At 33.3% G+C, this 24,134-nt stretch carries 24 protein-coding genes and 1 rRNA gene; 16 read left to right on the top strand and 9 right to left on the bottom strand.

From position 1 onward, the window contains the following. Positions 1–58: 58 nt before the first annotated feature. Complete coding sequence (locus tag ACIDC4_RS24175) at positions 59–691, top strand: IMPACT family protein (protein ID WP_412044163.1); 633 nt, start codon at positions 59–61, stop codon at positions 689–691. A 31-nt stretch (positions 692–722) separates the two neighbouring features. On the opposite strand, the gene ACIDC4_RS24170 is transcribed toward ACIDC4_RS24175, so the two are convergent. Beyond that, on the bottom strand, positions 723–1,127 hold the full coding sequence (locus ACIDC4_RS24170; RefSeq protein ID WP_173971691.1) for an acyl-CoA thioesterase: 405 nt from the start codon (positions 1,125–1,127) through the stop codon (positions 723–725). Positions 1,128–1,314: 187 nt separating this feature from the next. Between ACIDC4_RS24170 and dnaA the strand changes: the two genes are divergently transcribed. From dnaA to scpA, 12 genes are all read left to right on the top strand, one after another. Next, on the top strand, positions 1,315–2,742 hold the full coding sequence (gene dnaA, locus ACIDC4_RS24165; RefSeq protein ID WP_065451227.1) for a chromosomal replication initiator protein DnaA: 1,428 nt from the start codon (positions 1,315–1,317) through the stop codon (positions 2,740–2,742). 9 nt (positions 2,743–2,751) lie between these two features. Further along, entirely contained in the window at positions 2,752–3,216 is a 465-nt protein-coding gene (locus ACIDC4_RS24160) for a low molecular weight protein-tyrosine-phosphatase (RefSeq protein WP_412044164.1), read from the top strand. Between the two features lie 69 nt (positions 3,217–3,285). Further along, positions 3,286–3,999 (top strand): SAM-dependent methyltransferase, encoded by a 714-nt coding sequence (locus tag ACIDC4_RS24155; protein ID WP_412044165.1) that lies wholly within the window; start codon positions 3,286–3,288, stop codon positions 3,997–3,999. Between the two features lie 21 nt (positions 4,000–4,020). After that, positions 4,021–4,464 carry an energy transducer TonB gene (locus ACIDC4_RS24150; RefSeq protein WP_412044166.1) on the top strand — a complete coding sequence of 148 codons (444 nt, stop codon included), beginning with the start codon at positions 4,021–4,023 and terminating at the stop codon, positions 4,462–4,464. 99 nt (positions 4,465–4,563) lie between these two features. Next, entirely contained in the window at positions 4,564–5,691 is a 1,128-nt protein-coding gene (locus ACIDC4_RS24145) for a methionine aminotransferase (protein WP_412044167.1), read from the top strand. A 78-nt stretch (positions 5,692–5,769) separates the two neighbouring features. Beyond that, the gene (locus tag ACIDC4_RS24140) at positions 5,770–6,651 is read left to right on the top strand and encodes an SDR family oxidoreductase (protein ID WP_412044168.1); all 882 of its coding nucleotides are present in this window, start codon (positions 5,770–5,772) and stop codon (positions 6,649–6,651) included. Positions 6,652–6,927: 276 nt separating this feature from the next. Continuing rightward, complete coding sequence (gene udk / locus ACIDC4_RS24135; protein ID WP_055095441.1) at positions 6,928–7,536, top strand: uridine kinase; 609 nt, start codon at positions 6,928–6,930, stop codon at positions 7,534–7,536. 156 nt (positions 7,537–7,692) lie between these two features. Continuing rightward, complete coding sequence (locus ACIDC4_RS24130) at positions 7,693–8,028, top strand: FtsB family cell division protein (RefSeq protein WP_230032366.1); 336 nt, start codon at positions 7,693–7,695, stop codon at positions 8,026–8,028. Between the two features lie 23 nt (positions 8,029–8,051). Then, positions 8,052–9,416 (top strand): methylmalonyl-CoA mutase subunit beta, encoded by a 1,365-nt coding sequence (locus tag ACIDC4_RS24125; RefSeq protein WP_412044169.1) that lies wholly within the window; start codon positions 8,052–8,054, stop codon positions 9,414–9,416. Between the two features lie 44 nt (positions 9,417–9,460). After that, a complete protein-coding gene (locus ACIDC4_RS24120; protein WP_412044170.1) occupies positions 9,461–9,697 on the top strand; it encodes a hypothetical protein in 237 nt (78 codons plus the stop codon). After that, entirely contained in the window at positions 9,687–9,977 is a 291-nt protein-coding gene (locus tag ACIDC4_RS24115) for a type II toxin-antitoxin system RelE/ParE family toxin (RefSeq protein WP_412044171.1), read from the top strand. The genes ACIDC4_RS24120 and ACIDC4_RS24115 overlap by 11 nt, the downstream gene beginning before the upstream one ends. A 16-nt stretch (positions 9,978–9,993) precedes the next feature. After that, a complete protein-coding gene (gene scpA, locus ACIDC4_RS24110; RefSeq protein WP_412044172.1) occupies positions 9,994–12,132 on the top strand; it encodes a methylmalonyl-CoA mutase in 2,139 nt (712 codons plus the stop codon). Positions 12,133–12,185: 53 nt separating this feature from the next. Here the strand turns inward: scpA and ACIDC4_RS24105 are convergent, their stop codons facing one another. From ACIDC4_RS24105 to dapF, 5 genes are all read right to left on the bottom strand, one after another. Further along, positions 12,186–12,839, bottom strand: a complete 654-nt coding sequence (locus tag ACIDC4_RS24105; protein WP_412044173.1) for a peptidoglycan-binding protein LysM — start codon at positions 12,837–12,839, stop codon at positions 12,186–12,188. A 577-nt stretch (positions 12,840–13,416) separates the two neighbouring features. After that, positions 13,417–14,457 carry an endolytic transglycosylase MltG gene (mltG, locus tag ACIDC4_RS24100; RefSeq protein WP_230032370.1) on the bottom strand — a complete coding sequence of 347 codons (1,041 nt, stop codon included), beginning with the start codon at positions 14,455–14,457 and terminating at the stop codon, positions 13,417–13,419. Between the two features lie 10 nt (positions 14,458–14,467). Beyond that, positions 14,468–15,001: a GNAT family N-acetyltransferase gene (locus ACIDC4_RS24095; protein ID WP_230032372.1), complete on the bottom strand. Its 534-nt coding sequence runs from the start codon at positions 14,999–15,001 to the stop codon at positions 14,468–14,470. 1 nt (position 15,002) lies between these two features. Next, positions 15,003–15,836, bottom strand: coding sequence for a tetratricopeptide repeat protein (locus ACIDC4_RS24090; RefSeq protein WP_412044174.1), 834 nt, complete (start codon positions 15,834–15,836; stop codon positions 15,003–15,005). Positions 15,837–15,944: 108 nt separating this feature from the next. After that, positions 15,945–16,727, bottom strand: coding sequence for a diaminopimelate epimerase (gene dapF, locus ACIDC4_RS24085; RefSeq protein ID WP_412044175.1), 783 nt, complete (start codon positions 16,725–16,727; stop codon positions 15,945–15,947). Between the two features lie 159 nt (positions 16,728–16,886). On the opposite strand from dapF, the gene ACIDC4_RS24080 reads away from it, so the two are divergent. After that, a complete protein-coding gene (locus ACIDC4_RS24080) occupies positions 16,887–18,287 on the top strand; it encodes a trypsin-like peptidase domain-containing protein (RefSeq protein WP_230032377.1) in 1,401 nt (466 codons plus the stop codon). Between the two features lie 230 nt (positions 18,288–18,517). Then, on the top strand, positions 18,518–19,966 hold the full coding sequence (locus tag ACIDC4_RS24075) for a glyceraldehyde-3-phosphate dehydrogenase (RefSeq protein ID WP_412044176.1): 1,449 nt from the start codon (positions 18,518–18,520) through the stop codon (positions 19,964–19,966). A 113-nt stretch (positions 19,967–20,079) separates the two neighbouring features. Here ACIDC4_RS24075 and ACIDC4_RS24070 read toward each other — a convergent pair whose 3' ends face one another. Further along, on the bottom strand, positions 20,080–20,538 hold the full coding sequence (locus ACIDC4_RS24070) for an Lrp/AsnC family transcriptional regulator (protein ID WP_078005766.1): 459 nt from the start codon (positions 20,536–20,538) through the stop codon (positions 20,080–20,082). A gap of 201 nt (positions 20,539–20,739) precedes the next feature. Between ACIDC4_RS24070 and ald the strand changes: the two genes are divergently transcribed. Then, entirely contained in the window at positions 20,740–21,858 is a 1,119-nt protein-coding gene (ald, locus tag ACIDC4_RS24065; RefSeq protein WP_412044177.1) for an alanine dehydrogenase, read from the top strand. A gap of 135 nt (positions 21,859–21,993) precedes the next feature. Here the strand turns inward: ald and pafA are convergent, their stop codons facing one another. Together pafA and rrf are read right to left on the bottom strand one after the other, a co-directional pair. Then, complete coding sequence (pafA, locus tag ACIDC4_RS24060) at positions 21,994–23,613, bottom strand: alkaline phosphatase PafA (RefSeq protein ID WP_412044178.1); 1,620 nt, start codon at positions 23,611–23,613, stop codon at positions 21,994–21,996. 424 nt (positions 23,614–24,037) lie between these two features. After that, a 5S ribosomal RNA gene (gene rrf / locus ACIDC4_RS24055) occupies positions 24,038–24,134 on the bottom strand; the annotation flags it as partial.

The raw sequence follows: 24,134 nt of genomic DNA, 5'->3' as shown, positions 1-24,134 counted from the left end.
TCTTTGCGGTAAAATTAACTCAGCAAAAAAACATTAAACATAATTTAGAATTTTACTTTTGGAATACGAAGACACCTATAAAACCATAGCTTTTGAATCTGAAGAAGTGCTTTTTAAAGAAAAAGGAAGCAAGTTCTTTGGTTATGCCTTTCCTATAAATAATGAAGATGAAGTAAAACCTATCATCGAAATCTTAAAAAAACAACATCCGCACGCCGTACATTATTGTTATGCATACCAATTGGGCACAGCGCCAAAAATCTCGTATCGCGCCAATGATGATGGCGAACCAAGCAATACTGCCGGAGCACCAATTTACGGACAAATACAATCTTTTGGCCTCACCAACGTTCTTGTAGTGGTAGTTCGAATTTTTGGAGGAATAAAATTAGGTGTTGGAGGATTAATTGCCGCTTATAAAACAACAGCGCAAATGACTCTTGAAGTTTGTGAGATTATCGAAAAAACAATTGATGTTCACTTTTTAATCTCTTTTGATTATAAAAACATGAACAAAGTAATGCGGGTCATCAAAGAAAAAAAGCTGGAAATCACGTCTCAGGAAATGGAAATTGACGAAGATTCAGGTTTACCAATTGGCAAAATCAAAACAAAAACGCGCAAAAAAAATGCCGAATCAGTATTCGACATTTTTGATTTAATGTTTGAAATCGATATTAAAATTATATAAATTGATATAAAAAGCTATCTCATTTTAACAATTATTCAAGTGTTTTAAACAATTCTAAAATATAATCCGGAGGGGCAGTTGGGCGACCCGATTTTAACGAAATAAATACTAAAATAAACACCGCAGTTGTTAATAACTCATTCGCCTCATTATAAATCTCACAGTCAAATTCAATCTTGACTGAGGATTGACTTTTGAAAGTAGTATGAATTGTAAGAAGCTCATCATAGCGTGCTGATTTTTTATAATTTATTTGCATCGAAACAATAGGCAAACCAATTCCGCTTTCTTCCATGCTTTTATACGAAATCCCTTTGTTTCTAAGCCATTCCACGCGTCCTATCTCAAAATAAGGGACATAATTACCGTGATAAACGACTCCCATTTGATCGGTTTCTGAGTAACGAACACGCACTTGCGTTTGATGATTTTTCATTAGTTATATATTAAAAAAATTTAAATTCAAAAAGTTCACTTACAACTTTTTTTTATAAAATTAGAGGCCAAAATATTTTTTTTTACAGAAATTTGTTCACATATTTGTTATCCCGAAATACGGAATAAAATTGCTCCTTTTTTATTAGGAGAATCTTTATCAATAATAAAAAAATTTATCTGAATCTATGACTAAAACTGCTCAATCGGTATGGGAAAACTGTTTGTCCTTTATAAAAGACAATATTCAAGATCAAGCATATAAAACTTGGTTCGAACCAATCAAATCAGTTGAGCTAACCGACAACGCGTTATATATTCAAGTACCAAGTAAATTTTTCTACGAATGGTTAGAAGAACACTACGTAAAATTATTGAAAGTTGCGCTTACCAAAGAACTGGGAAAAAACGCAAAGTTACTCTATAAAATTAAAATGGAGAACACTTATGGAAATAAACAGCCTTTTACCGAGCAGCTGCCAAGTTCCAACAGAGTGCCAATGAAACCGCAAGAGGTTGATGCTCCTTTTAAAAACCTGAATCCTGAACTTAAGAATCCTTTTGTAATTCCGGGAATCAGAAACTTAAAAATTGAATCACAGTTAAATCCTAATTATAGTTTTGACAATTTCCTTGAAGGAGACTCAAACCGTTTAGCTCGTTCTGCAGGTATGGCAGTTGCCAATAAACCTGGAGGAACATCTTTTAATCCGTTATTGATTTTTGGTGGAGTTGGTTTAGGAAAAACACACTTAGCACATGCTATAGGTGTTGAAGTAAAAGACAAATATCCTGAAAAGACGGTTTTATATATTTCTGCCGAGATTTTCACACAACAATATATTGATTCGGTTAAAAAGAATAATCGTAATGATTTCATTCACTTTTACCAATTAATCGACGTTTTGATTATTGATGATGTTCAGTTTTTATCCGGAAAATCAGGAACTCAGGACGTATTTTTCCATATTTTCAATTATTTGCACCAAAACGGAAAGCAGGTAATTTTGACTTCGGACAAAGCTCCTGTTGATATGCAGGATATTGAACAACGTTTGCTATCTCGTTTTAAATGGGGATTATCTGCTGAATTACACCAGCCAGATTACGAAACCAGAATTTCGATCTTAAAAAATATTCTTTATCGTGATGGTGTTGAGATGCCAGAAGATATTATCGAATATGTTGCCCGCAATATTAAATCGAATGTGAGAGAACTTGAAGGCGCAATTATTTCGTTAATCGCACAATCATCTTTCAACAAAAAAGAAGTTACGATTGAATTGGCAAAAAGCGTTGTAGAGAAATTTGTTAAAAACGTAAAGAGAGAAATCTCTATCGATTATATTCAAAAAATTGTGTCAGATTATTTTCAGTTGGATATTGAAACACTTCAATCTAAAACCAGAAAGAGGCACGTGGTTCAGGCAAGACAATTGGCTATGTTTTTTGCAAAGAAATTTACAAAAGCTTCTTTGGCAAACATTGGTTCACAAATTGGAGATCGTGATCACGCTACCGTATTGCACGCTTGTAAAACGGTTGACAATTTAGTTTCTACAGACAAACAATTCAAGAAATTTGTCGAAGACATCAACAAAAAATTAACGCTATAAACGCGAATCATGCCAGTAAAAATTTTAATGGTTTGTTTGGGAAATATTTGCAGATCACCTTTAGCCGAAGGTATTTTAGCATCAAAATTACCTAAAAACTTTATAGTTGATTCTGCAGGAACCGGATCATGGCACGTGGGTCATTCTCCGGACAAACGTTCTATCGCAGTAGCTCAAAAAAATGGCCTGTGTATTGACGGTCAAAAAGGCAGACAATTTAAAACAGCTGATTTTGAAGAATTTGATTATATCTATGTTATGGATAGTTCAAATTACCGGGACGTCATTCAGTTAGCCAAAACTCCGGAACACAAAAATAAAGTACATCTTATTTTAAACGAATTATTTCCGGACGAAAACGTAGATGTTCCAGATCCTTATTACGGAGCTGCAAATGGTTTCGACAGTGTTTATCAAATGTTAGACGAAGCTGCCGAAATAATTGCCACAAAACTTATCGAAAAACATTCATAATTTTAATGTATTTTAATTACTTAACTGATAATTGAAGTACATTTTTCTTTTAATACTAAACCATCACAAATGAAACTTCTAGGAAAATTATATTTAATTCCAACCACAATGGGCGAAAGCGATCCTATGGATGTTTTGCCTCAAACCGTAAAAAGAAGTATCGATTTTATAGATCATTATATTGTTGAAAACGAGAAAACGGCCAGAAAATCAATAAAAGCAGTTTCTCCTGAGAAAAAGCAATCAGAACTAATACTTTTCACACTTAATAAACGTACTGAACCAAGCGAGCATTTAAACTTCATCAAACCTTTATTAGAAGGAAAAAATGTAGGTTTAATGAGCGAAGCAGGTTGTCCCGGAGTTGCTGATCCCGGTGCTGTAATTGTAAAATTGGCACACGAAAAAGGAATTCAGGTTGTGCCTTTAGTTGGTCCGTCTTCCATCCTACTTGCCATGATGGCTTCCGGAATGAACGGTCAAAGCTTTACTTTCAACGGATATTTGCCAATTGATAAAGATGAGAAAAAATCGGCTTTGAAACACTTTGAGAAATTATCTCAGGATAAAAACCAATCTCAGATTTTTATTGAAACCCCATATAGAAATAATAAATTAGTTGAAGATATTTTACAAATCGTAAATCCCTCAACGCATCTTTGTATTGCGACTGATATTACATTGCCTACAGAATTTATTAAAACCATGCGTGTTGCTGACTGGAAAAAATTAAAAGTTGATTTACATAACAGGCCTACGATTTTTATTATACATAAAATGTAAACTAACTTTAAAACCATCATAATGAAAAAGTTTTTATTTCTAATTTTGATTTGCTTTGCACAAAATGTATCTTCTCAAACTATTAAAAAAGACGACGTTCTTATCATAGACGAGCCTAACAATACACCTCCGCCACAAGGAGCTATTCCTAATGATGACAATAATATTTACAACACAGCAGGAATAGATGTAAAACCTGAATTTCCCGGAGGTCAAGAAGCATTTTATAAATTCTTCAAACAAAATTATAGAATCACAACAGATAATCTAAAGGGAAAAATATATGTGACGTTTATAATAGAAAAAGATGGTTCATTAACTGATATCAAAATTTTAAGAGATATTGGTCACCAAACTGGTGCTGAAGCTATTCGCATTTTAAGAAAATCCCCTAAATGGAGTCCTGGAATACAAAATAACAAGCAAGTTAGAGTTCTTTATTCTCTACCTATAACTATAAACTAATAAGCTATAGATTCTCTTTTTAGAAAAATATTCGTTTCAGAAAAAGAAATTAAAATTATCATAAAAAAGCTATCTTTATAAAAGTAATTATAGATTTTCATGAGCAAACTTCCAAACGTAACCACCAGCATTTTTACGGTCATGTCTAAAATGGCAACGGAATATAATGCCATTAATCTTTCGCAGGGATTTCCTAACTTTCCGGTTGATGAAAGACTAACAGATATTCTGGCAAGATTAGCTAAGGAAAACGTACATCAATACACACCAATGGCAGGTTTTCCGCCGTTGATGAATCAGATTGCAAATTTAATTCAGAGTTCTTACAACAGAACGATCAATTCTGATTTGGAACTTTTGGTAACTGCCGGAGCAACTCAGGGAATTTTTACTTCGATATTAGCTTTGGTAAAAACAGGAGATGAAGTTGTAATTCTGGATCCAAGTTATGATTCATATGAATCTCCTGTATTGCTTTGCAACGCAAAACCCGTTCGTGTAGCTTTAAACGATGATTATACACCAAATTGGGAAACGATAGAAAAAGCGTGTTCATCAAAAACCAAGATGATCATCATTAATAATCCTCATAATCCAACAGGAAAAATTTTAGCTGAAGCTGATTTTCTTGAACTGGAAAAATTACTTTCAAAACATCCGGACATTATTGTTTTATCTGATGAAGTCTACGAATATATTACTTTCGAAGAAAAACATATTTCGGCCCATACAAAAGATTTCCTTTTAAACCGTTGTATCATGGTTTCTTCTTTCGGAAAATCATTTCATATTACAGGCTGGAAAATTGGTTACACCGTTGCGCCAGAACATTTAATGAAAGAAATCAAAAAAGTACATCAATTTCTGGTTTTCAGCGTAAATAGTATTTCTCAAGCTGCCATAAGTGAATATTTAAATATTGTTGATGTCAATTTGCTTGGAAAATTCTATCAGGAAAAACGAGATTACTTCCAGAAACTGCTTCAAAATAGCCGTTTTGAACTAAAACCTTGCGAGGGAACTTATTTTCAGGTGGCTTCGTATGCGAACATTTCAAACGATGATGATGTTACTTTTTGCAAAAAACTAATTACAGACCATGGCGTTGCTGCCATCCCAATTTCTACTTTTTATTCAGATCATAAAGACCAAAATTTAATACGTTTTTGCTTTGCTAAAGACAATTTCACTTTAGAATCAGCAGCAAAAAAATTATGTGATATATAAAGTTTATCAAAATTTTATAACATTATTATGCGTGCATCCTATTTATTTAATTAATATTGTAATAAAAAGAAAAAAAATATGAGCTATACAGATAAAATGTTAAGAGATGACGCTTTAAAAGGTAAAGTCATAGTAGTAACAGGCGGCGGAAGCGGTTTAGGAAAAGCAATGACCAAATATTTCTTAGAATTAGGTGCTCAGGTAGCCATTACTTCAAGAGATTTAGAAAAGCTAAAAAATACGGCCACCGAACTTGAAACTGAAACCGGAGGAAAATGTTTACCGCTTCAATGTGACGTTCGTCATTATGAAGAAGTAGAAAATATGCTTCAGGAAACCTTAAAAGTTTTTGGAAAAGTAGATGTTCTTTTGAACAATGCTGCCGGAAATTTCATTTCTCCAACTGAACGTTTATCTGCAAATGCATTTGATACTGTTATAGATATCGTATTAAAAGGTTCAAAAAACTGTACACTCGCTTTTGGAAAACACTGGATCGATACCAAACAAACATCGGCTACAATATTAAACATCGTAACCACTTATGCCTGGACAGGTTCAGCATATGTTGTACCAAGTGCTACTGCAAAAGCCGGAGTTTTGGCCATGACACGCAGTTTAGCTGTAGAATGGGCAAAATACGGAATCCGTTCTAATGCCATTGCACCGGGACCATTCCCAACAAAAGGAGCGTGGGACAGATTATTACCCGGAGATCTTGCCGAAAAATTTGACATGGCGAAAAAAGTACCATTGAAACGTGTAGGTGATCATCAGGAATTGGCCAATTTAGCAGCTTATTTAGTATCTGATTTTTCTGCTTATGTAAATGGCGACGTTATCACGATCGATGGTGGCGAATGGCTAAAAGGCGCAGGACAATTTAATTTATTAGAAGCAATTCCGGAAGAACTTTGGGATCAGCTTGAAATGATGATAAAAGCAAAAAAGAATAAATAATTTTACGTGCTTACTAAATTCAGAATATTTTTTATAAACTATACTGATTGCACTAAATCCCGAAGGTTCTACTTTCGGGATTTTTTTTATGTTTTTCACCATATAAGTCACAATCTTTTAACCATATAAGTAATATAAGTTCAGTTAAGTACCTTTTTACTTAAATATTTTGCTGCTTAAATTTACTTACATTACTTATATGGTTAAATTACATAATATGTTTAGTACTTCACTTAAATTATTATTTTTGCCAAACAAATATCAAACAAAAAATATATGCTCATTATTGGAATTGCAGGAGGAACAGGAAGTGGAAAAACAACAGTAGTACATCAAATTATGAACGAATTACCAGACACAGAAGTTGGCGTAATTTCTCAGGATTCCTACTATAAAGAAACCCATAATTTGTCGTTCGACGAAAGAGCATTAATCAATTTTGATCATCCGCGTGCGATCGATTTTGAATTATTGGTAAAACATTTAAAAGCATTAAAAGAAGGCGAAACTATCGATCAGCCTGTTTATTCTTTCATACAACATAACAGAACAGACGATACGGTATCAACGCATCCAAGAAAAGTAATGATTGTCGAAGGAATCTTAATTTTGACCAATCCGGAGCTTCGTGATCTTTTTGATGTTAAAGTTTACGTGCATGCTGACTCTGACGAAAGATTAATTCGCCGTTTAAAACGTGATATTTCAGAACGCGGACGTGATATCGACGAGGTTTTAACCCGTTATCAAAACACCTTAAAACCTATGCACGAGCAATTTATCGAGCCCTCAAAAGCTTTTGCAGACATCATCATTCCTAATGATAAATACAATACTGTAGCCATCGATGTAGTCCGGGCTGTAATTAATCAACGAATTTCATAATTTTTATCGTAAATTTATTCCATAAAAATTAGGAGCTATTTCCCGCTCTCGCCTTTATCTTTTTATGTCCGCCGCGGCGGACATAAAAAGGATATCGGCTCCATCGGGGCTAGAACACCGATCGAAATTATAAGAAGTAATCAGTTTAAAGAGAAAATGAAATTAAAAAATCCATATAAAGGCAAACGCTGGTTTAAATTACTGAGCAATAAATATGTTTGGGTTTTACTATTTTTTGTAGTCTGGATGTTATTTTTAGACAATTACTCCTATTTTGATCACCGTTTCCTTGACGGACAGATTAATGAACTACAAGACAACAAAAAATATTATCAGGACGAAATAAAGAAAGATCAGGAACAGATCAAGCAGCTTAAAAATCCTGAACAAATAGAAAAATATGCTCGCGAAAAATATTACATGAAAAAAGATAGCGAAGATATTTACATCATTCAATTTGAAGGAGATACCATTCAAGACACAAAAGAATAATCAGAAAAAAGCACACAAACCCAATGGCTACTACCCTATTCGACGATTTTAATCCGATTTCATCCAAACAATGGAAACAAAAAATTCAGTTTGAATTAGATGGAGCAGATTATAACGAAACCGTAATTTGGAATTCTCCAGAAGACATTCAGGTTAAACCGTTTTATCATATAGATGAATTTTCTAAAGCTGCTTCGGTTAAAACCCAAGCATCCAATTTTAAAATTTGTCAAAATATCTTTGTCTATGATATCGAGAAATCGATTCAAAGAGCTATAAATACTATCGCCAGAGGTGCCGAAAGCTTACGTTTTACTATCGAAAATGAAAAAATCGATGTTCAAAAATTATTAGAAAATCTTCCTTTAGAAAACAGAACGGTTTACTTTAATTTGAAATTTATTTCAATCGATTTCGTAAAAGTATTGGACACCATTTCGATTCAGAAAAAAGCTGTTTTTTATTGCAATATTGACCCAATTGGTCATTTTGCAAGAGAAGGAAACTGGTTTACAACAGCTGATAAAAATAATTTCGAAACGATCGAAAAAATTGCAAAAGCCACAACAAACCTTTCCTTGTTAAGTATTGATTCCGGTTTATATCAAAATGCCGGAGCCAATATTACGCAGCAAATTGCTTATAGTTTAGCACACGCCAACGAATATTTGAATCGTTTACCAACAATTACAAAACCATTTGTATTTCAAATATCAGTAAGCACAAATTATTTTTTTGAAATTGCAAAACTTCGTGCATTACGAATGCTTTTCAAATTAATTGCTAAAGAATATAATCCTGATTTAGAATGTCATTTTTTGGTAACGCCAACCAAACGCAATAAAACAATTTACGATTATAATGTAAATATGTTACGTACCACAACCGAATGTATGTCGGCAATTTTGGGCGGTGCTGATGCTGTGGCCAATTTACCATATGATTCTTTGTACCATAAAGACAATGAATTTGGTGATCGAATTGCCAGAAATCAATTGTTGGTTTTAAAACATGAAAGTTATTTTGATAAAGTCGATAATCCAGCCGATGGAAGTTATTACATAGAAAGTCTGACCATGCAATTGGCTGAAAAAAGTTTGGCTTTATTTAAAGATATTGAAGCAAATGGTGGATTCTTAAAACTTCTAAACGACGGAACCATCAAAAAGAAAATTCAGGAAAGTGCAACAAAAGAGCAGGAATTGTTCGATTCTAAAAAAGAAGTTTTATTAGGCACGAATAAATATCCTAACAAAGAAGACCGAATGAAACACGATTTGGAATTGTTTCCTTTTGTAAAAATAAAACCAAGAAAAACATTAATTACACCAATTATAGAAAAAAGATTGGCAGAGAAGCTGGAACAGGAACGCCTTGAACTCGAATAAAATTCATTTCAAATCATTATATTTGAACGTAAACCTAAATAATTATGGAAGCAATTAGACAAATAATATCAGTTAAAAATCATTCTGTAACGGTTATTCTACCTGATGATTTTATAGCAGATGAAGTAGAAGTAATTATTTTACCTGTACAAAATGACAATTATAAAATTCCTCAATGGCAAGTTGATCAAGTAAGAGAAAGAACAGAAAAATATTTAAAAAATCCAAAGAATGTAACTGACATTGATGATTTTTTAAAAGAAATTGAAGATGACCTATAAAATATTAATTATTGATGAAGCTAAAGCAGATTATAAAAAATCTTTGCTTTGGTATAAAGAAATACATCCAAAATTAGCCATTAGATTTAATGATTCCTTTAAAAGAAGTTTAGCTATCCTTAAAAAAGATCCATTACTATTTCAAATAAGATATGACAACATTCGTCTCATATTTTTAAAAACTTTTCCCTACGCCATACATTATTCTATTTATGAAAATTGTGTCGTTATTAAATCTATTTTTCACACATCGAGAGATAGTGAATTAAACATATTCTAAATAACATTTTTAAAAATTGAGAAAAGACCTTAAACATATAAAGTTAGATGTTAAAAGTGAGAAGTTAAACGAAACATCGTCTAACTCAAAATGTGTAACTGATAACTTCACCACAGCCGAAGGAATCGCGCTAAAAGAGACTTATTCTGAAAAAGATATCGAAGACTTAGAGTTTCTTGATTTTGGAGCAGGTTTTGCGCCTAATTTACGCGGACCATACTCTACTATGTACGTGAGACGTCCGTGGACGATTCGACAATATGCAGGATTTTCTACCGCAGAAGAAAGCAATGCCTTTTACAGAAGAAATCTGGCCGCAGGACAAAAAGGACTTTCTATCGCTTTTGATTTACCAACACATCGCGGTTATGACTCTGATCACGAAAGAGTGGTTGGCGATGTCGGGAAAGCTGGTGTTGCTATTGATTCTGTCGAAGACATGAAAGTTTTGTTTGACCAGATTCCGTTAGACGAAATGTCGGTTTCGATGACGATGAACGGAGCGGTTTTGCCTATTATGGCCTTTTATATTGTCGCAGCTGAAGAACAAGGAGTCGCAATCGAGAAGTTATCCGGAACGATCCAGAATGATATTCTAAAAGAATTTATGGTTCGTAATACTTATATCTATCCGCCAACACCTTCTATGAAGATTATTGCAGATATTTTTGAATTTACGAGCAAGAAAATGCCAAAATTCAATTCGATCTCTATTTCAGGATATCATATGCAGGAAGCCGGAGCAACAGCCGATATTGAATTGGCGTATACTTTGGCGGATGGTTTAGAATATATCCGAACCGGACTTTCTACTGGAATGACAATCGATGAGTTCGCTCCTCGCCTGTCTTTCTTTTGGGCAATTGGAATGAATCATTTTATGGAGATTGCGAAAATGCGTGCAGGCCGAATGATTTGGGCAAAATTAGTACAGCAATTTAATCCTAAAAGCGATAAATCTTTAGCTTTAAGAACGCATTGCCAAACTAGTGGCTGGAGCTTAACAGAACAAGATCCTTTTAATAATGTTGCCAGAACTTGCATCGAAGCCACAGCAGCAGCTTTTGGAGGAACTCAATCCTTACATACTAATGCATTGGACGAAGCGATTGCATTACCAACAGACTTTTCGGCAAGAATAGCCCGTAATACACAGATTTTTTTACAGGAAGAAACTAAAATCACCAAAACCGTAGATCCTTGGGGAGGAAGTTATTATGTTGAAAGCCTGACAAATGAAATTCTAAAAAGTACCTGGAAACTGATCGAAGAAGTAGAAGAATTGGGCGGAATGACAAAAGCCATTGAAGCCGGAATTCCGAAACTAAGAATTGAAGAAGCTGCAGCCAGAAAACAAGCAAGAATTGATAGCGGACAGGATATTATTGTTGGTGTAAACCAATATAGATTAGAGAAAGAAGATCCATTGCATATTTTGGATGTCGACAACCAAATGGTTCGCAAGCAACAATTAGCGCAACTGGAACAAATAAAAGCAACACGAGATACTGAAAAAGTAAATCAATCACTGGAAAAATTAATACTTTGTGCCAAAACCGGACAAGGAAACTTATTAGAAATTGCTATTGAAGCCGCTCGAAACAGAGCAACATTAGGCGAAATTAGCGATGCTCTCGAAAGTATTTTTGGCCGATATAAAGCGCAAATTAAATCCTTTAGCGGTGTGTATAGTGCAGCAATAAAAAACGACGAGAATTTTGAGAAGGCAAAACAATTAGCAGATGCCTTTGCCAAACAAGAAGGTAGACGTCCCAGAATTATGATTGCTAAAATGGGACAGGACGGTCATGATCGTGGCGCAAAAGTAGTAGCCACAGGCTATGCCGATGTAGGTTTTGATGTTGACATAGGTCCACTTTTTCAAACACCTGCCGAAGCTGCCAAACAAGCGGTTGAAAATGACGTGCATATTTTAGGCGTTTCATCATTGGCAGCAGGCCACAAAACATTAGTCCCGCAAGTTATCGAAGAACTTAAAAAACACGGACGCGAAGACATTATGGTTATTGTAGGCGGAGTAATTCCGGCGCAAGACTACCAATTTCTATTTGATGCCGGAGCTGTTGCCGTTTTTGGACCAGGAACTAAAATTAGCGAAGCTGCTATTAAAATCCTCGAAATTCTAATTGACTAAAGAGCATAAAAAAATCCCGAATTGTATCGGGATTTTTTTTGCTTATGCAAATTCTAAATTTGATCGTGTATTGTAGCATCACTATCAGCTTCGATACGAGAAAGATCATAACCTCCAAAGGCTTTCATATAACTTTTTAATGAAGTACCGTAAGCATCTCTAAAATGCCTGTTTCCTCTATTTTTAAAAAAGTTTTTTACTGAACCAGCTCCTCCAAGGTGTGCAGCGGCTAAAATTCCCGATTCGGTAATTTCGATACCACTGATAATCTTTCCTTCATACTTTTCTATTTCATTACGTAAAATCCATTTGTTTTTGGATAGTAATGCAAGAAATGCTTTTTCTTGTAATGCAGGATCTTTCAAAAAGGCTTTGTCATTTTTAACACCAACAGCTCTTAAAGCTTTAGAACCAAATTGGTATTTCCCCATATAACCTAACGAATTTACCAATCGGTATTTTCCCTGAGATTCTTTAAAGCCTACCGCTTCTTTAAAACTAATAAGTCGCTTTTCTGTAAATACGACATTTACCTTTTTTATTGCAGGATAATCATCCTCTTCTTGCGATGGAAACATGTATTCAGATCCATCTGTTTTTTCTATTAGAAACCAAGGTTTGGTTTCCAGATTAAAGGGTTTAAAACCCAAACTTAAAAATGTAATAATAACGATCAAACTCGCATAAAAATACCACTTCTTTATCATAAATTGTTTTTCTTCAAATCCCTGTCACCTCTTTGAAATTTCTACGGTGCAAAGATAAGAAATACAAAATAACCCTGTAAATCAAATAGTTACATGTTTTTGCAAATATAAATATAGCTACTAATCCCTTTATTGATGCAGATTACGAGGGGAAAACCAAGGTTTTAATTTTGCTTCAAAAGCACCAAAATATAAATCTGAAAAATGCAATTTTTATCAATTTTTTAGCAAATTAGTTAAAATAGCAAGATTAAACTTACCAAACGTTTAGGATTTTTAAAGATAATTTATGGCATTAAAATTTGGTTCTTTCATTAAATTTATGTAAACTAAAATATAATCTTTTGTAAATTTCAATTTTAAAGCACACATAAAATAGAGAATATTAATCGAGAATTTTTGATTCTATTTTTAAAAAATGAGAATCAAAAATGAGAAATCTTCAGTAAAAGAATCATCCTGTATTTGTCGAAAAAATAATTACTTTTCAAATAAAACCATTAAGTATAGAGCATAAAAAAAACCGAAGCTTTACGCCTCGGTTTTTTACTATTTTTAATCATTAATTATGAAAAAATTATCTTGTCACTCCCTGACTAGCGATCCAGTCTGAATATTTTTTTGCATTTATTTGATGTTGCTCATAAGTTGATGCAAATTCATGATAACCAAAACGATCTATACTGGCACAAAAATAAATATAATCGTTCTTTTCTGGATTTAAAACCGCATCAACAGCTGTGATATCAGGCATCGCGATAGGTCCCGGAGGAAGTCCTATGTTTACATAAGTATTGTATGGAGATCTCATAACCAAATCATTATAAAAAACTCTCTTAATAACCTGATCAAAATTATTATCTCTAAGTTTTAAAGCATAAATAACAGTTGGATCTGCTTGCAAAGGCATTTCTAAACGCAAACGATTCAAATATACACCCGCAATACGAGGTCTTTCATCTTTTTTAACCGATTCTTTATGAACGATAGAAGCTAAAATTGTAGCCTGAACCGGAGTTAAGCCTTGTTTTTTTGCTTTTTCGATTCTTTCAGCCGTCCAGAAATTATGATATTCCTTAATCATTTTATCTCTGAATTTCTCTGCAGAAGTATTCCAATAAATCTCATAGGTATTTGGGATAAACATCGCAAAAACATTTTCTTCATTAAAACCATTTTCTTTTAGAAAAGCCGGATCTTTAATTGCTTTCATTAAAGATAAACTGTCTGCTTCGATCTCAGCGCCCACTCTTCCTGCAAAGTTTTCTAAGCGTTCCTGGTTATTAAAAGATAATTTGACAGGAATATTGGCTCTCATTGCGCGAACCAAATCGATATTATTCATGTCTTTTTTAAGTAGAAAACGACCCGATTTTACATTTTCAGGATAGCTTCTTTTATTGGCTACCATTTCAAAATTGTCGAAATTTTTAATGTAAGGCGCTAATATTTTCTTTACATCTGTGTAATTTGCGTTTGTAGGAACATACACATAAAGTTCCTTTTCGTCAAATTTAGTATTGGCACTGAATATTTTACTAATTAAAATAAATCCGTAAATCATTAAAACTGAAATTACGGCTACAGCAGTTATTGTGATGATTTTTTTTAAGCTCAAAGTATAAAGTTTAAATTTGTTTATTAATTAACTGAAAAATTGCTTCGTCTTGATAGTGGTTATTAAGCAAAATCCAATCTTTTTTGATTCCTATTTTCTCAAAGCCAAATTTAGTAAAAAGAGCTATACTTGCTACATTTCCTACAGCTATATTTGCATACAACTGATGTAAATTTAAATTATGAAAAGAATACTTGATTAAAAGTTCTAATGCCTCAGAACCAATGTTTTGCTTTCTGTTTTCGTCTTTTTGAATAACAATTCCGATACCTGCCCTGTTATTTTTAGGATCAAATTCGAATAAATCAATTAACCCAATCGCCGGAAAATCCTGATCCTGACAGATTGCCAAACGCAATTGTTTGGCTTCGTAAATATCCTGTTGCGCATTTTCGAGATACTGACGAACTAAAAATCGGCTATAAGGTGTTTGTGTATTACTGACTTCCCAAATGCTTTCATCATTCTCCATTGCATAAACAAACTCCAGATCATTAGGTTCTAATGCTCGCAGATAAATATTTTCTCCTTTGAGTGTAATCATTTTAGATTTTTAATTGTTGCTTTTTAGATTGAAATATTAAATATAAAAGACTAATCGATATAATACCTAAAATTATTGAAAGTAAAGTTCTAACGTAATCTATCTCCTCACCCGTTTCTTTCTTGATTTTAGGTTTTGGATTTAATACATGCTTGGTATAAGTGAGTCTTTTTTCTAAAATCGGACTATTCAAACCATACCTTTTTGCTTCTTCCAGAATTGGCTTTGCGGTATTAAACTCTCCTTTAATCATTTTTATATTACCCAATTCAAACAACAAAATTGCTATTATATTATCTTTGGGTTTGATAAAAGACATTCTTTCATTCAATTGATAGTTCAATGACTTATCCAATTTATTTAATTGAATTGTATCGAGTTGAGAAACAGGTTTAATTTCTTTACCGAAATCAGTATTCAAAAGGAATTTTGCGGTTTGAAATTTTGTACCGTTAATTTTTGCTTCTAAAATTCGGGAATGGAGCCATTCTGAGCCATTATGCGATTTAGGATTTATGGTGATCAATTTATTGATCCATTTTAAAGCTTCTTCATTATTCCCCATCAATTCATATAAAGTTCCTAAGTTGGAAGCTGTTGAATATCGGTTTGGCTTTAGCTTTTCAATCTTTAAATACAGACTTAATGCTTCGTCATATTTCTTTTCAATAATCAAAATATATCCTTTATCTGAAAGATAATCCAGATCTTTGGTTTTGCGATATAGACTATCAAGCTCAATTTTAGAACGTTCTGTAAATTTTCCGATAATAAAATTATGCCCAAATGGTAAATTATCAGCATAATCCATATAAAGATAATCGCCATTTTTCATTAAATATTTTTCACCGTTCAAACACGCGTGAATATTTAAACTAGCAAAGAAAAGAAGCAGAATAAAGAAAGTTTTTCTCAAAGTTTTTTTTGATATGAATATAGTAAATTATATTTCAATTGTACCCTTAAAAACAAATTTGGCAGGACCGGTTAGGAAAACATTCGTAAAATGATCTCCCAATTTATCAAAAGAAACAACTAGTTTTCCGCCTTCAACATTTAAATTAATCGAAGTTTTATCTGTTTGACCGATAGCGTTCATTGCAATTGCAACTGCTGTTGCTCCCGTTCCGCAAGCCAGAGTTTCATCTTCGACTCCTCTTTCATAAGTACGAAGTGAAAAAGTACCATCGTCAACCTTTTTTACAAAATTGATATTGCTTCCTTTTTCGCCATACAACTCTCCATAACGAATTGCAGCGCCATTCTCTTTTACATTATAATGTTCTAAATCATCCACAATCTGAACGTGATGCGGAGAACCGGTATCTAAAAAAGTATATGAATCTTTCTTTTGTACTTCATCGACATCAATCATTTGCAGAGAAATAATAGCTTCATCACCTACAGAAGCGTGATGCAAACCGTCTGTTGCTATAAATGTAGCTTCGTCCTTAATCACTCCTAATTGGTTGGCAAAAGCCACTAAACAGCGACCGCCGTTTCCGCACATTGAACTCTGATTTCCGTCTGAGTTATAATACACCATTCTGAAGTCAGTTTCGGTATCATTTTCTAATAAAATAAGACCATCTGCTCCAATTCCGAAACGTCTGTCACACAGGCGTTCAATCAATTTAATATTATCTTTTGGAAAGAAATCTGAACGATTATCAATCATTACAAAATCGTTTCCTGTACCCTGATATTTATAAAATTCTATTTGCATTTTTTTTCCATTAATAATACAAAAGTACGAACAAATAATTAATGAAATGTTAATCAATGTTAAAGAGCGTTAAACCATTTTATTCGTTAATTTTTTGAATTATTTTTACGTGAAATTACATAAACATAAATTATAACAACTTAAACATATAATATAACTATGAAAAGACTTTCAACCTTATTTTTGGTTTCACTACTTAGCGGTGCTACTACACTTGGTGCTTACAAGTTATTATTTGAAAGCAACAATTCTTTTTTTGGAAGACAAAATTCTGTTGTAACTCTTGCCCCAAATTCGTTTGGAAAAAATGTCGCTTTATCTGCTGAAACGGTCGATTTTACAGCTGCCGCAGATAAAACAATTCATACTGTTGTTCACGTAAAAAATGTTTCGCGAAGAACCGTTAGCAATCCTATGTTAGAATTTTTCTATGGTTATGGTGGCCAACAGCAACAAGAACAAGTTGGAACGGGATCTGGTGTCATTATTTCTGAAGACGGATATATTGTCACGAACAATCACGTGATCAAAGATGCCACAGAAATCGAAATCACTTTAAACAATAAAAAGTCATATAAAGCAAAACTAATTGGTACCGATTCTAAAATGGATATCGCTTTACTAAAAATCGATGCTAATGAAAAATTACCTTATACAGCCTTTGCCAATTCAGATTCCGTAAAAATCGGTGAATGGGTTTTGGCAGTTGGAAATCCGTATAACTTAACTTCGACTGTAACTGCCGGAATTGTTTCGGCGAAAGCCAGAAATTTAGACACTAACGGAATTCAGTCTTTTATTCAGACCGATGCTGCCGTAAACCCAGGAAACAGTGGTGGTGCATTAGTGAATACCAGAGGTGAATTAATTGGTATTAATACTATGATTTCATCTATGACAGGTTCTTATGTTGGTTATTCATTTGCTGTTCCTTCTAATATCGCCCGAAAAATTATCGAAGATATTATGGAATTTGGAAATGTTCAAAGAGGAATTTTGGGTGTCGAAGGTGGAGAGTTAAATAGTACCGCCTCAAAAGAATTAGGTGTTACTGAAACTCAGGGATTTTACATCAGTAAAGTTTCTAAAAATTCAGGTGCAGAAAAAGCCGGTCTGGGTAAAGGAGATATTATTGTAAAACTTGACGATCAAAATATTGCGACTTATGCTGATCTTTCTGGATATATCAATACAAAACGACCAAATGACGTTGTTAAAGTAACTTATATAAAAGAAGGGAAAACAAAAACAGTTCCGGTAACTTTAAGCAAAAACGAATTTTATAGTACCGAATTTAAAGGAATTGAATTAGAAAATATTGATGCTGCTGATAAAAAGAAATTTAGAATTGATTATGGTGTAAAAATCAGAAATATCAACAATGAAAATTTAATGCAATATCAAAACGAATTACAGGGCAATATTATTTTGAGTATTGATAATGTAAAAGCAACAAATATCGAGACGGTTTCTAAACTTTTAAACAGAAAAGATGAAGGACAAAGTGTACGTCTGGAAATGATCAATAAAAACGGAGAAATCCTTAGAATTATTATTTAAAAAAAGTCTCAGTTTCCAGTAACAGTATACAGTTTCTTTACAGACTGAAAACTGAGACCGAGACTGAAAACTTATAAATTTAACAATGTAAAAAAGCCATCTTAGCAATAAGGTGGCTTTTTTATTTTTCAAAAATAAATCACAAAATAGTTTACGAAATCGATTGAAATAGATACTTTTGCGCAAAATTTAAAAATATTCGTGTATTTATTTTTTCAATTTAATCAATTATGAGCAAAAAATCTTTGTACCAAAAAGAGGTATCATTACAAGTCGACCGAAGAAGAGCTGGTGTCGAATTAATTAAAATCATAAGCGATTTATGGTATGACAAATCCATTGAAATGGTTTTATTCAAAAATCAGTTATTGGACAAAAATGTGAGCGACATTATCAATTTGCATCAATATGCAGGTGAGTTTGTAGGCAAACCCATCACCATTTTTGATTCGGTTGAAATCGCAAAAGTAATTTTGTCATTAGATCTTCCGCCTGCTAAATTAGATCTTGGAAAACTGACTTACGAATATGGTTTAGAAGATGAAAAATATCCTGATGCGCGATATTTTGTTTTCGAAAAACTGAAAAAAGCTAAATCATCTGAAGAAATTCAACCTAAAGACATTGTATTGTACGGTTTTGGAAGAATTGGGCGTTTATTAGCAAGAGAATTAATGTCTAAAACAGGAAAAGGAAACCAATTGCGACTGAGAGCGATTGTAACCCGTGATAAAAATGATGCATCTACTTTAGAGAAACGAGCTTCTCTTTTGCGATATGATTCTATTCACGGCGATTTTCAGGGATCTGTAATTGCTGATCCAAAAAACAATGCATTGATTATCAACGGAACAACTGTACATATTATCACAGCAAATTCTCCTGAAGAAATTGATTATACTCAATACGGAATTAATGATGCATTAGTAATTGATAATACCGGAGCTTTTACTACTGAAGAAGCTTTAAAAAGACATTTAACATCACCCGGAACGAGTAAAGTTTTATTGACCGCACCAGGAAAAGGAATTCCGAATATTGTACATGGTGTAAATCACAACGAATATAATCCTGACGAAATAAATATTTTTTCGGCTGCTTCCTGCACCACAAATGCTATTACACCCGTTTTAAAAGCAATTGAAGATACATTAGGAGTTGTAAAAGGGCATTTAGAAACTATTCACGCTTATACAAACGATCAAAATCTGGTCGATAACATGCATAAAAAATACCGTCGCGGAAGAGCTGCAGCTTTAAACATGGTAATTACCGAAACCGGTGCCGGAAATGCTGTTGCAAAGGCATTACCTTCATTAGAAGGAAAATTAACTTCGAATGCCATTAGAGTTCCTGTACCAAATGGCTCTTTAGTAGTTTTGAATTTAGAAGTTAAAAAAGCCACTTCGATTCCAGCCATTAATAAAATCATGAAAAAATACGCTCTTGAAGGGGAATTAGTTGAGCAGATAAAATATTCATTAAACAACGAATTAGTATCATCTGATATTGTTGGCACTTCTGCCCCATCTATTTATGATAGTAATGCAACAATCGTATCTAAAGACGGAAAAAACATAATACTATATATTTGGTACGATAACGAATACGGTTACAGCCACCAGGTCATTAGATTAGCAAAATACATTGCCAAAGTAAGACGTTTTACTTACTATTAATATAAAACCAAAACCAACCATTTATCTAAAACCATCAGGCATTGTCTGGTGGTTTTTTCTTAGAAACTATTCAACAAGATCTGAATCGTTTAAAATAGAATAAAATTGCCGAATTATATTGGTAAAACAGTTGTACTCTTCACTTCAGAAATAACAAAAACAGTATTGATAAGGGAAACCTCCGGTAATACCGATAATTTTTTCTGATGAAACTGATGATAGCTTTCCATATCCGGAATGATAATTTTTAGCATATAATCAAAATTTCCCGAAACATAATTACACTCTACAACTTCAGGTAAATTCAAAATAGACTGATTGAATCCTTCAGATGTGTCATAAGTCTGCTTTGTTAAGGTAACCTGACAATAAACCGTAAGATTATTGCCAAGTTTTTTCTTGTTCAAAATCGAAACATACTTTTCAATAACTCCATCTTTTTCAAGACGTTTTACCCGATCATGAACAGGGGTTAAAGACAAATTTATTTTGTTTGCGATGTCTTTTAGCGTGTAGTGCGCATTTTCCTGTAAGAGACGTAAGATTTTTTTGTCAATTTCATCTAAAGCCATAACGAAAACGTTTTCTGTAATTAATAAAAATAAGTCATTTTTTCTCTTTGGACGAGTTTAAACACCCTCAAATAGAATATTTTTCTGTAAAAGTATTAAATAAAATAATATTTTCTTATTTATAGGTCGTTAATCCATAATAAATTCTCTATCTGTAGTTTTGTAAAAGAATCTCAACAAAAACAAAAAAATCCAACAAAAATGATAATAGGTGTTCCAAAAGAAATAAAAAATAACGAAAATCGTGTAGCTTTAACTCCTGCAGGAGTTTCTGAAATGAAAAAACACGGACATGTAGTTTATGTTCAGGCAACTGCTGGTTTAGGAAGTGGTTTTAGCGACGAGGAATATACAAATGCAGGTGCTGTAGTTTTAGCAACTATCGAAGAAGTTTACGCTATTGCTGAAATGATCATCAAAGTAAAAGAGCCAATTGCATCTGAATATCCATTAATCAAAAAAGATCAATTATTATTTACTTACTTCCATTTTGCTTCATCAGAACCGTTAACTCATGCAATGCTTGAAAAAGGTGCTGTTTGTTTAGCTTACGAAACAGTAGAAAAAGCAGACCGTAGTTTACCATTATTGGTACCAATGTCTGAAGTTGCAGGTCGTATGGCTATTCAACAAGGAGCTAAATATCTTGAAAAACCATTAAAAGGAAGAGGAATTCTTTTAGGTGGTGTTCCAGGTGTACCTCCTGCTAAAGTTTTAGTTTTAGGTGGGGGAATCGTAGGAACTCAGGCTGCAAAAATGGCTGCTGGTTTAGGTGCTCAGGTAACTATCATGGATTTAAGCTTGCCACGTTTACGTTATTTAGATGACATTATGCCTGCAAACGTAAATACAGAAATGTCTAATCATTACAATATTACAAAGGCAATCGCTACAGCTGATTTAATTGTTGGAGCCGTTTTGATTCCAGGAGCAAAAGCACCTCACTTAATTACTCGTGATATGCTTAAATTAATGCGTCCGGGAACTGTTGTTGTTGACGTTGCAGTTGACCAGGGAGGATGTATCGAAACTTGTACTCCTACAACACACGAGAACCCAACTTTTATCATTGATGATATTGTTCACTACTGTGTAGCAAATATGCCAGGAGCAGTTCCTTACACTTCTACTTTAGCTTTAACTAATGCTACTTTACCTTACGCAGTACAATTAGCAAACAAAGGATGGGAAAAAGCTTGTAGCGAAAACGAAGAATTGAAAAAAGGATTAAACATCGCTAACGGAAAAATTCTTTATAAAGGAGTTGCTGAAGCTTGGAATCTTCCTTTTAACGAAGAGTTAGTGTTAGCAAACGCATAGTGCTAACATTAAAATAAGTGCTTACTAAAAACACTATTTAAAGGCTTTTCTTAATTGAAAAGTCTTTTTTTTAGACATAAAAAAAACCTGTCATAAATTATGACAGGTTTTTTATTTTATATCAAATAGTGAAAACTATTTTTTCTCATCTAATACTTCTTGTAACACTTTTGCTTCAGTCCCATTTGGAAAAGTAACTTTAATTTTCTGGGCTATTGTTGGAGCAATTTCAGTAATAGCCTTTTTATCATAAGATTCTCCTTTCTTAATATGCCATCCGTAAAAAATAGCTGGCACATGAGTATCATAGCTATAAGGTGTTCCGTGAGATGTTCCTGTAGTTGAATATTCAATATCACCAGGCTTATCAATAATAACCAAATCCCCATTTTGAGTTACATCAAAACCTTTTGCAACAAAATTTAAATAATAGTCATTTCCTGAATTAGCCAATATTTCTTCTTCGGTATAAACCTTTTTAACTTGTGGCTGCGAAATCAAAAATTCTTTAAAAGCTTGTTTTACTTTTACCAAGTCTAACTTTTTATCTTTAATAATTTGCTTATTAAAGAAAACATTAAAATTTGAATAATTTAAAATCAAATCAGCTCCAAATGTTTTAGTTGAGAAATCCTGTAAACTCTTTTTAACATCTTTAGACGGATAATTATCTACATTATATTTTCGGTCTTTCAAATAAATCACGTTTTCAGCACCAGCATGATCTGCAGTTAAGAAAAGTAAATAATTTCCCTTCCCTACAGTTTTATCTAAATAAGTCAAGAAGTCAGCGATTGTTTGATCAAGTCTTAAATAAGTATCCTGCAACTCCATAGAACGTGGCCCTAATAAATGACCCACATAATCAGTAGAAGAGAAACTCACAGTCAAAAAGTCAGTAATATTATCTTTTCCTAATTCTTCTTTTTCAATAGCTTTCTTAGCAAATTCAGCCAATAAATCATTCCCAAAAGGAGTTGCTCTTAGAACTCCCGCATCATTCTTTTCGTACATTGATTTTAAATCATACGGGAAAACAGGAGCTGCACTTCCGTACAATTTACCTTCATAAGGATTATTGTCCGGTAAACTTTCGTTATAAGTACCAACTGGTTTATACAAATCCCAACCTTTATTAATGTAAGGCATATAATGTTTCTCATTATTAAACTCAGTAACCCATTCCGGTAATTTTTCTCCGTAGAAAGTACTTGAGATAAAAGAACCAGTTTTACTGTACCAAAAAGCCCAGTTTGCAAAATGACCCGCTGGTAGAATTGCACCACGATCTTTTAGGCTAATTCCAATAACTTTTCCCTCAAAATTAGTCGCCATTCTTACTTCGTCAGTAATAGTAGTACTTTGCAAATTCTTAGGAGACATAGCCCCTTCTTCTGCAGTACCATCACCTACCGTTTTTACACCTGCATCATCTGTACAATACATTTGCTTGCCCAGCGTTCTGCTAAACCATTCATTACCTACAATTCCGTGAGTCGCTGGCGTAGTTCCAGTGTAAATAGATGCATGTCCCGGAGCAGTATAAGTAGGCATATAATTATAATGCATATTCTGAAAAGTATATCCATTATTCATTAATCTCTTAAATCCGTTTGGAGAGAAATCATCAGAAAACCGATATAAATACTCCATTTTCATCTGATCTACTACAATACCTACCACCAACTTAGGTCGCTGTTGAGCACTTAAATTTGAGATAACAAACAATGTCAACAATACAATACTTTTTTTCATACTTCAATTATAATATATAATACAAAAATACAGATTCACATTTAGATAGGCTAACGCACCATAATTTAAAACTCAAAAACGATTATAATTTAACAGAAATTATTACAGAAAATTACACCTAAATTTATTTGGGCGTTTTTATAACTTTTGAAAACATAACCAATGTTTTCAACCATTGGGACACAAGGTAACCCTCACGATGTATCTCCCAAAGTTTAAGTCTTGGACTATATACAAAATATTAATGAGAACTTTTAATAAGGTTTCAATTTCCAAATCCAAAATCCCAACATTAACCGCATAGCTTTGCGAACTTAGCCATCCACAAAAATCCAAAAAACCCTTGCGTTCCTTGCGGTTAAACCAAACCACAAACCAATCTAAAACAAAAAACCCCGTTTCGTTAGAAACAGGGTTTTCAAAAGAAAGGCGACGACATACTCTCCCACATAACTGCAGTACCATCTGCGCAGGCGGGCTTAACTACTCTGTTCGGGATGGGAAGAGGTGAGCCCCGCCGC

Origin of the sequence: Flavobacterium sp. C3NV (assembly GCF_046825355.2) — a bacterium.
Lineage (GTDB): Bacteria > Bacteroidota > Bacteroidia > Flavobacteriales > Flavobacteriaceae > Flavobacterium.
This window is presented reverse-complemented; position numbering and strand designations above follow the sequence as displayed.

What these genes read in the sequence shown, in the direction of transcription:
- ACIDC4_RS24170 (WP_173971691.1), bottom strand. Translation starts at nt 1,127, where the DNA reads ATGAAAAATCATCAAACGCAAGTGCGTGTTCGTTACTCAGAAACCGAT.
- dnaA (WP_065451227.1), top strand. Translation starts at nt 1,315, where the DNA reads ATGACTAAAACTGCTCAATCGGTATGGGAAAACTGTTTGTCCTTTATA.
- ACIDC4_RS24160 (WP_412044164.1), top strand. Translation starts at nt 2,752, where the DNA reads ATGCCAGTAAAAATTTTAATGGTTTGTTTGGGAAATATTTGCAGATCA.
- ACIDC4_RS24155 (WP_412044165.1), top strand. Translation starts at nt 3,286, where the DNA reads ATGAAACTTCTAGGAAAATTATATTTAATTCCAACCACAATGGGCGAA.
- ACIDC4_RS24150 (WP_412044166.1), top strand. Translation starts at nt 4,021, where the DNA reads ATGAAAAAGTTTTTATTTCTAATTTTGATTTGCTTTGCACAAAATGTA.
- ACIDC4_RS24145 (WP_412044167.1), top strand. Translation starts at nt 4,564, where the DNA reads ATGAGCAAACTTCCAAACGTAACCACCAGCATTTTTACGGTCATGTCT.
- ACIDC4_RS24140 (WP_412044168.1), top strand. Translation starts at nt 5,770, where the DNA reads ATGAGCTATACAGATAAAATGTTAAGAGATGACGCTTTAAAAGGTAAA.
- udk (WP_055095441.1), top strand. Translation starts at nt 6,928, where the DNA reads ATGCTCATTATTGGAATTGCAGGAGGAACAGGAAGTGGAAAAACAACA.
- ACIDC4_RS24130 (WP_230032366.1), top strand. Translation starts at nt 7,693, where the DNA reads ATGAAATTAAAAAATCCATATAAAGGCAAACGCTGGTTTAAATTACTG.
- ACIDC4_RS24125 (WP_412044169.1), top strand. Translation starts at nt 8,052, where the DNA reads ATGGCTACTACCCTATTCGACGATTTTAATCCGATTTCATCCAAACAA.
- ACIDC4_RS24120 (WP_412044170.1), top strand. Translation starts at nt 9,461, where the DNA reads ATGGAAGCAATTAGACAAATAATATCAGTTAAAAATCATTCTGTAACG.
- ACIDC4_RS24115 (WP_412044171.1), top strand. Translation starts at nt 9,687, where the DNA reads ATGACCTATAAAATATTAATTATTGATGAAGCTAAAGCAGATTATAAA.
- ACIDC4_RS24105 (WP_412044173.1), bottom strand. Translation starts at nt 12,839, where the DNA reads ATGATAAAGAAGTGGTATTTTTATGCGAGTTTGATCGTTATTATTACA.
- ACIDC4_RS24095 (WP_230032372.1), bottom strand. Translation starts at nt 15,001, where the DNA reads ATGATTACACTCAAAGGAGAAAATATTTATCTGCGAGCATTAGAACCT.
- ACIDC4_RS24090 (WP_412044174.1), bottom strand. Translation starts at nt 15,836, where the DNA reads ATGAAAAATGGCGATTATCTTTATATGGATTATGCTGATAATTTACCA.
- dapF (WP_412044175.1), bottom strand. Translation starts at nt 16,727, where the DNA reads ATGCAAATAGAATTTTATAAATATCAGGGTACAGGAAACGATTTTGTA.
- ACIDC4_RS24080 (WP_230032377.1), top strand. Translation starts at nt 16,887, where the DNA reads ATGAAAAGACTTTCAACCTTATTTTTGGTTTCACTACTTAGCGGTGCT.
- ACIDC4_RS24075 (WP_412044176.1), top strand. Translation starts at nt 18,518, where the DNA reads ATGAGCAAAAAATCTTTGTACCAAAAAGAGGTATCATTACAAGTCGAC.
- ACIDC4_RS24070 (WP_078005766.1), bottom strand. Translation starts at nt 20,538, where the DNA reads ATGGCTTTAGATGAAATTGACAAAAAAATCTTACGTCTCTTACAGGAA.
- ald (WP_412044177.1), top strand. Translation starts at nt 20,740, where the DNA reads ATGATAATAGGTGTTCCAAAAGAAATAAAAAATAACGAAAATCGTGTA.
- pafA (WP_412044178.1), bottom strand. Translation starts at nt 23,613, where the DNA reads ATGAAAAAAAGTATTGTATTGTTGACATTGTTTGTTATCTCAAATTTA.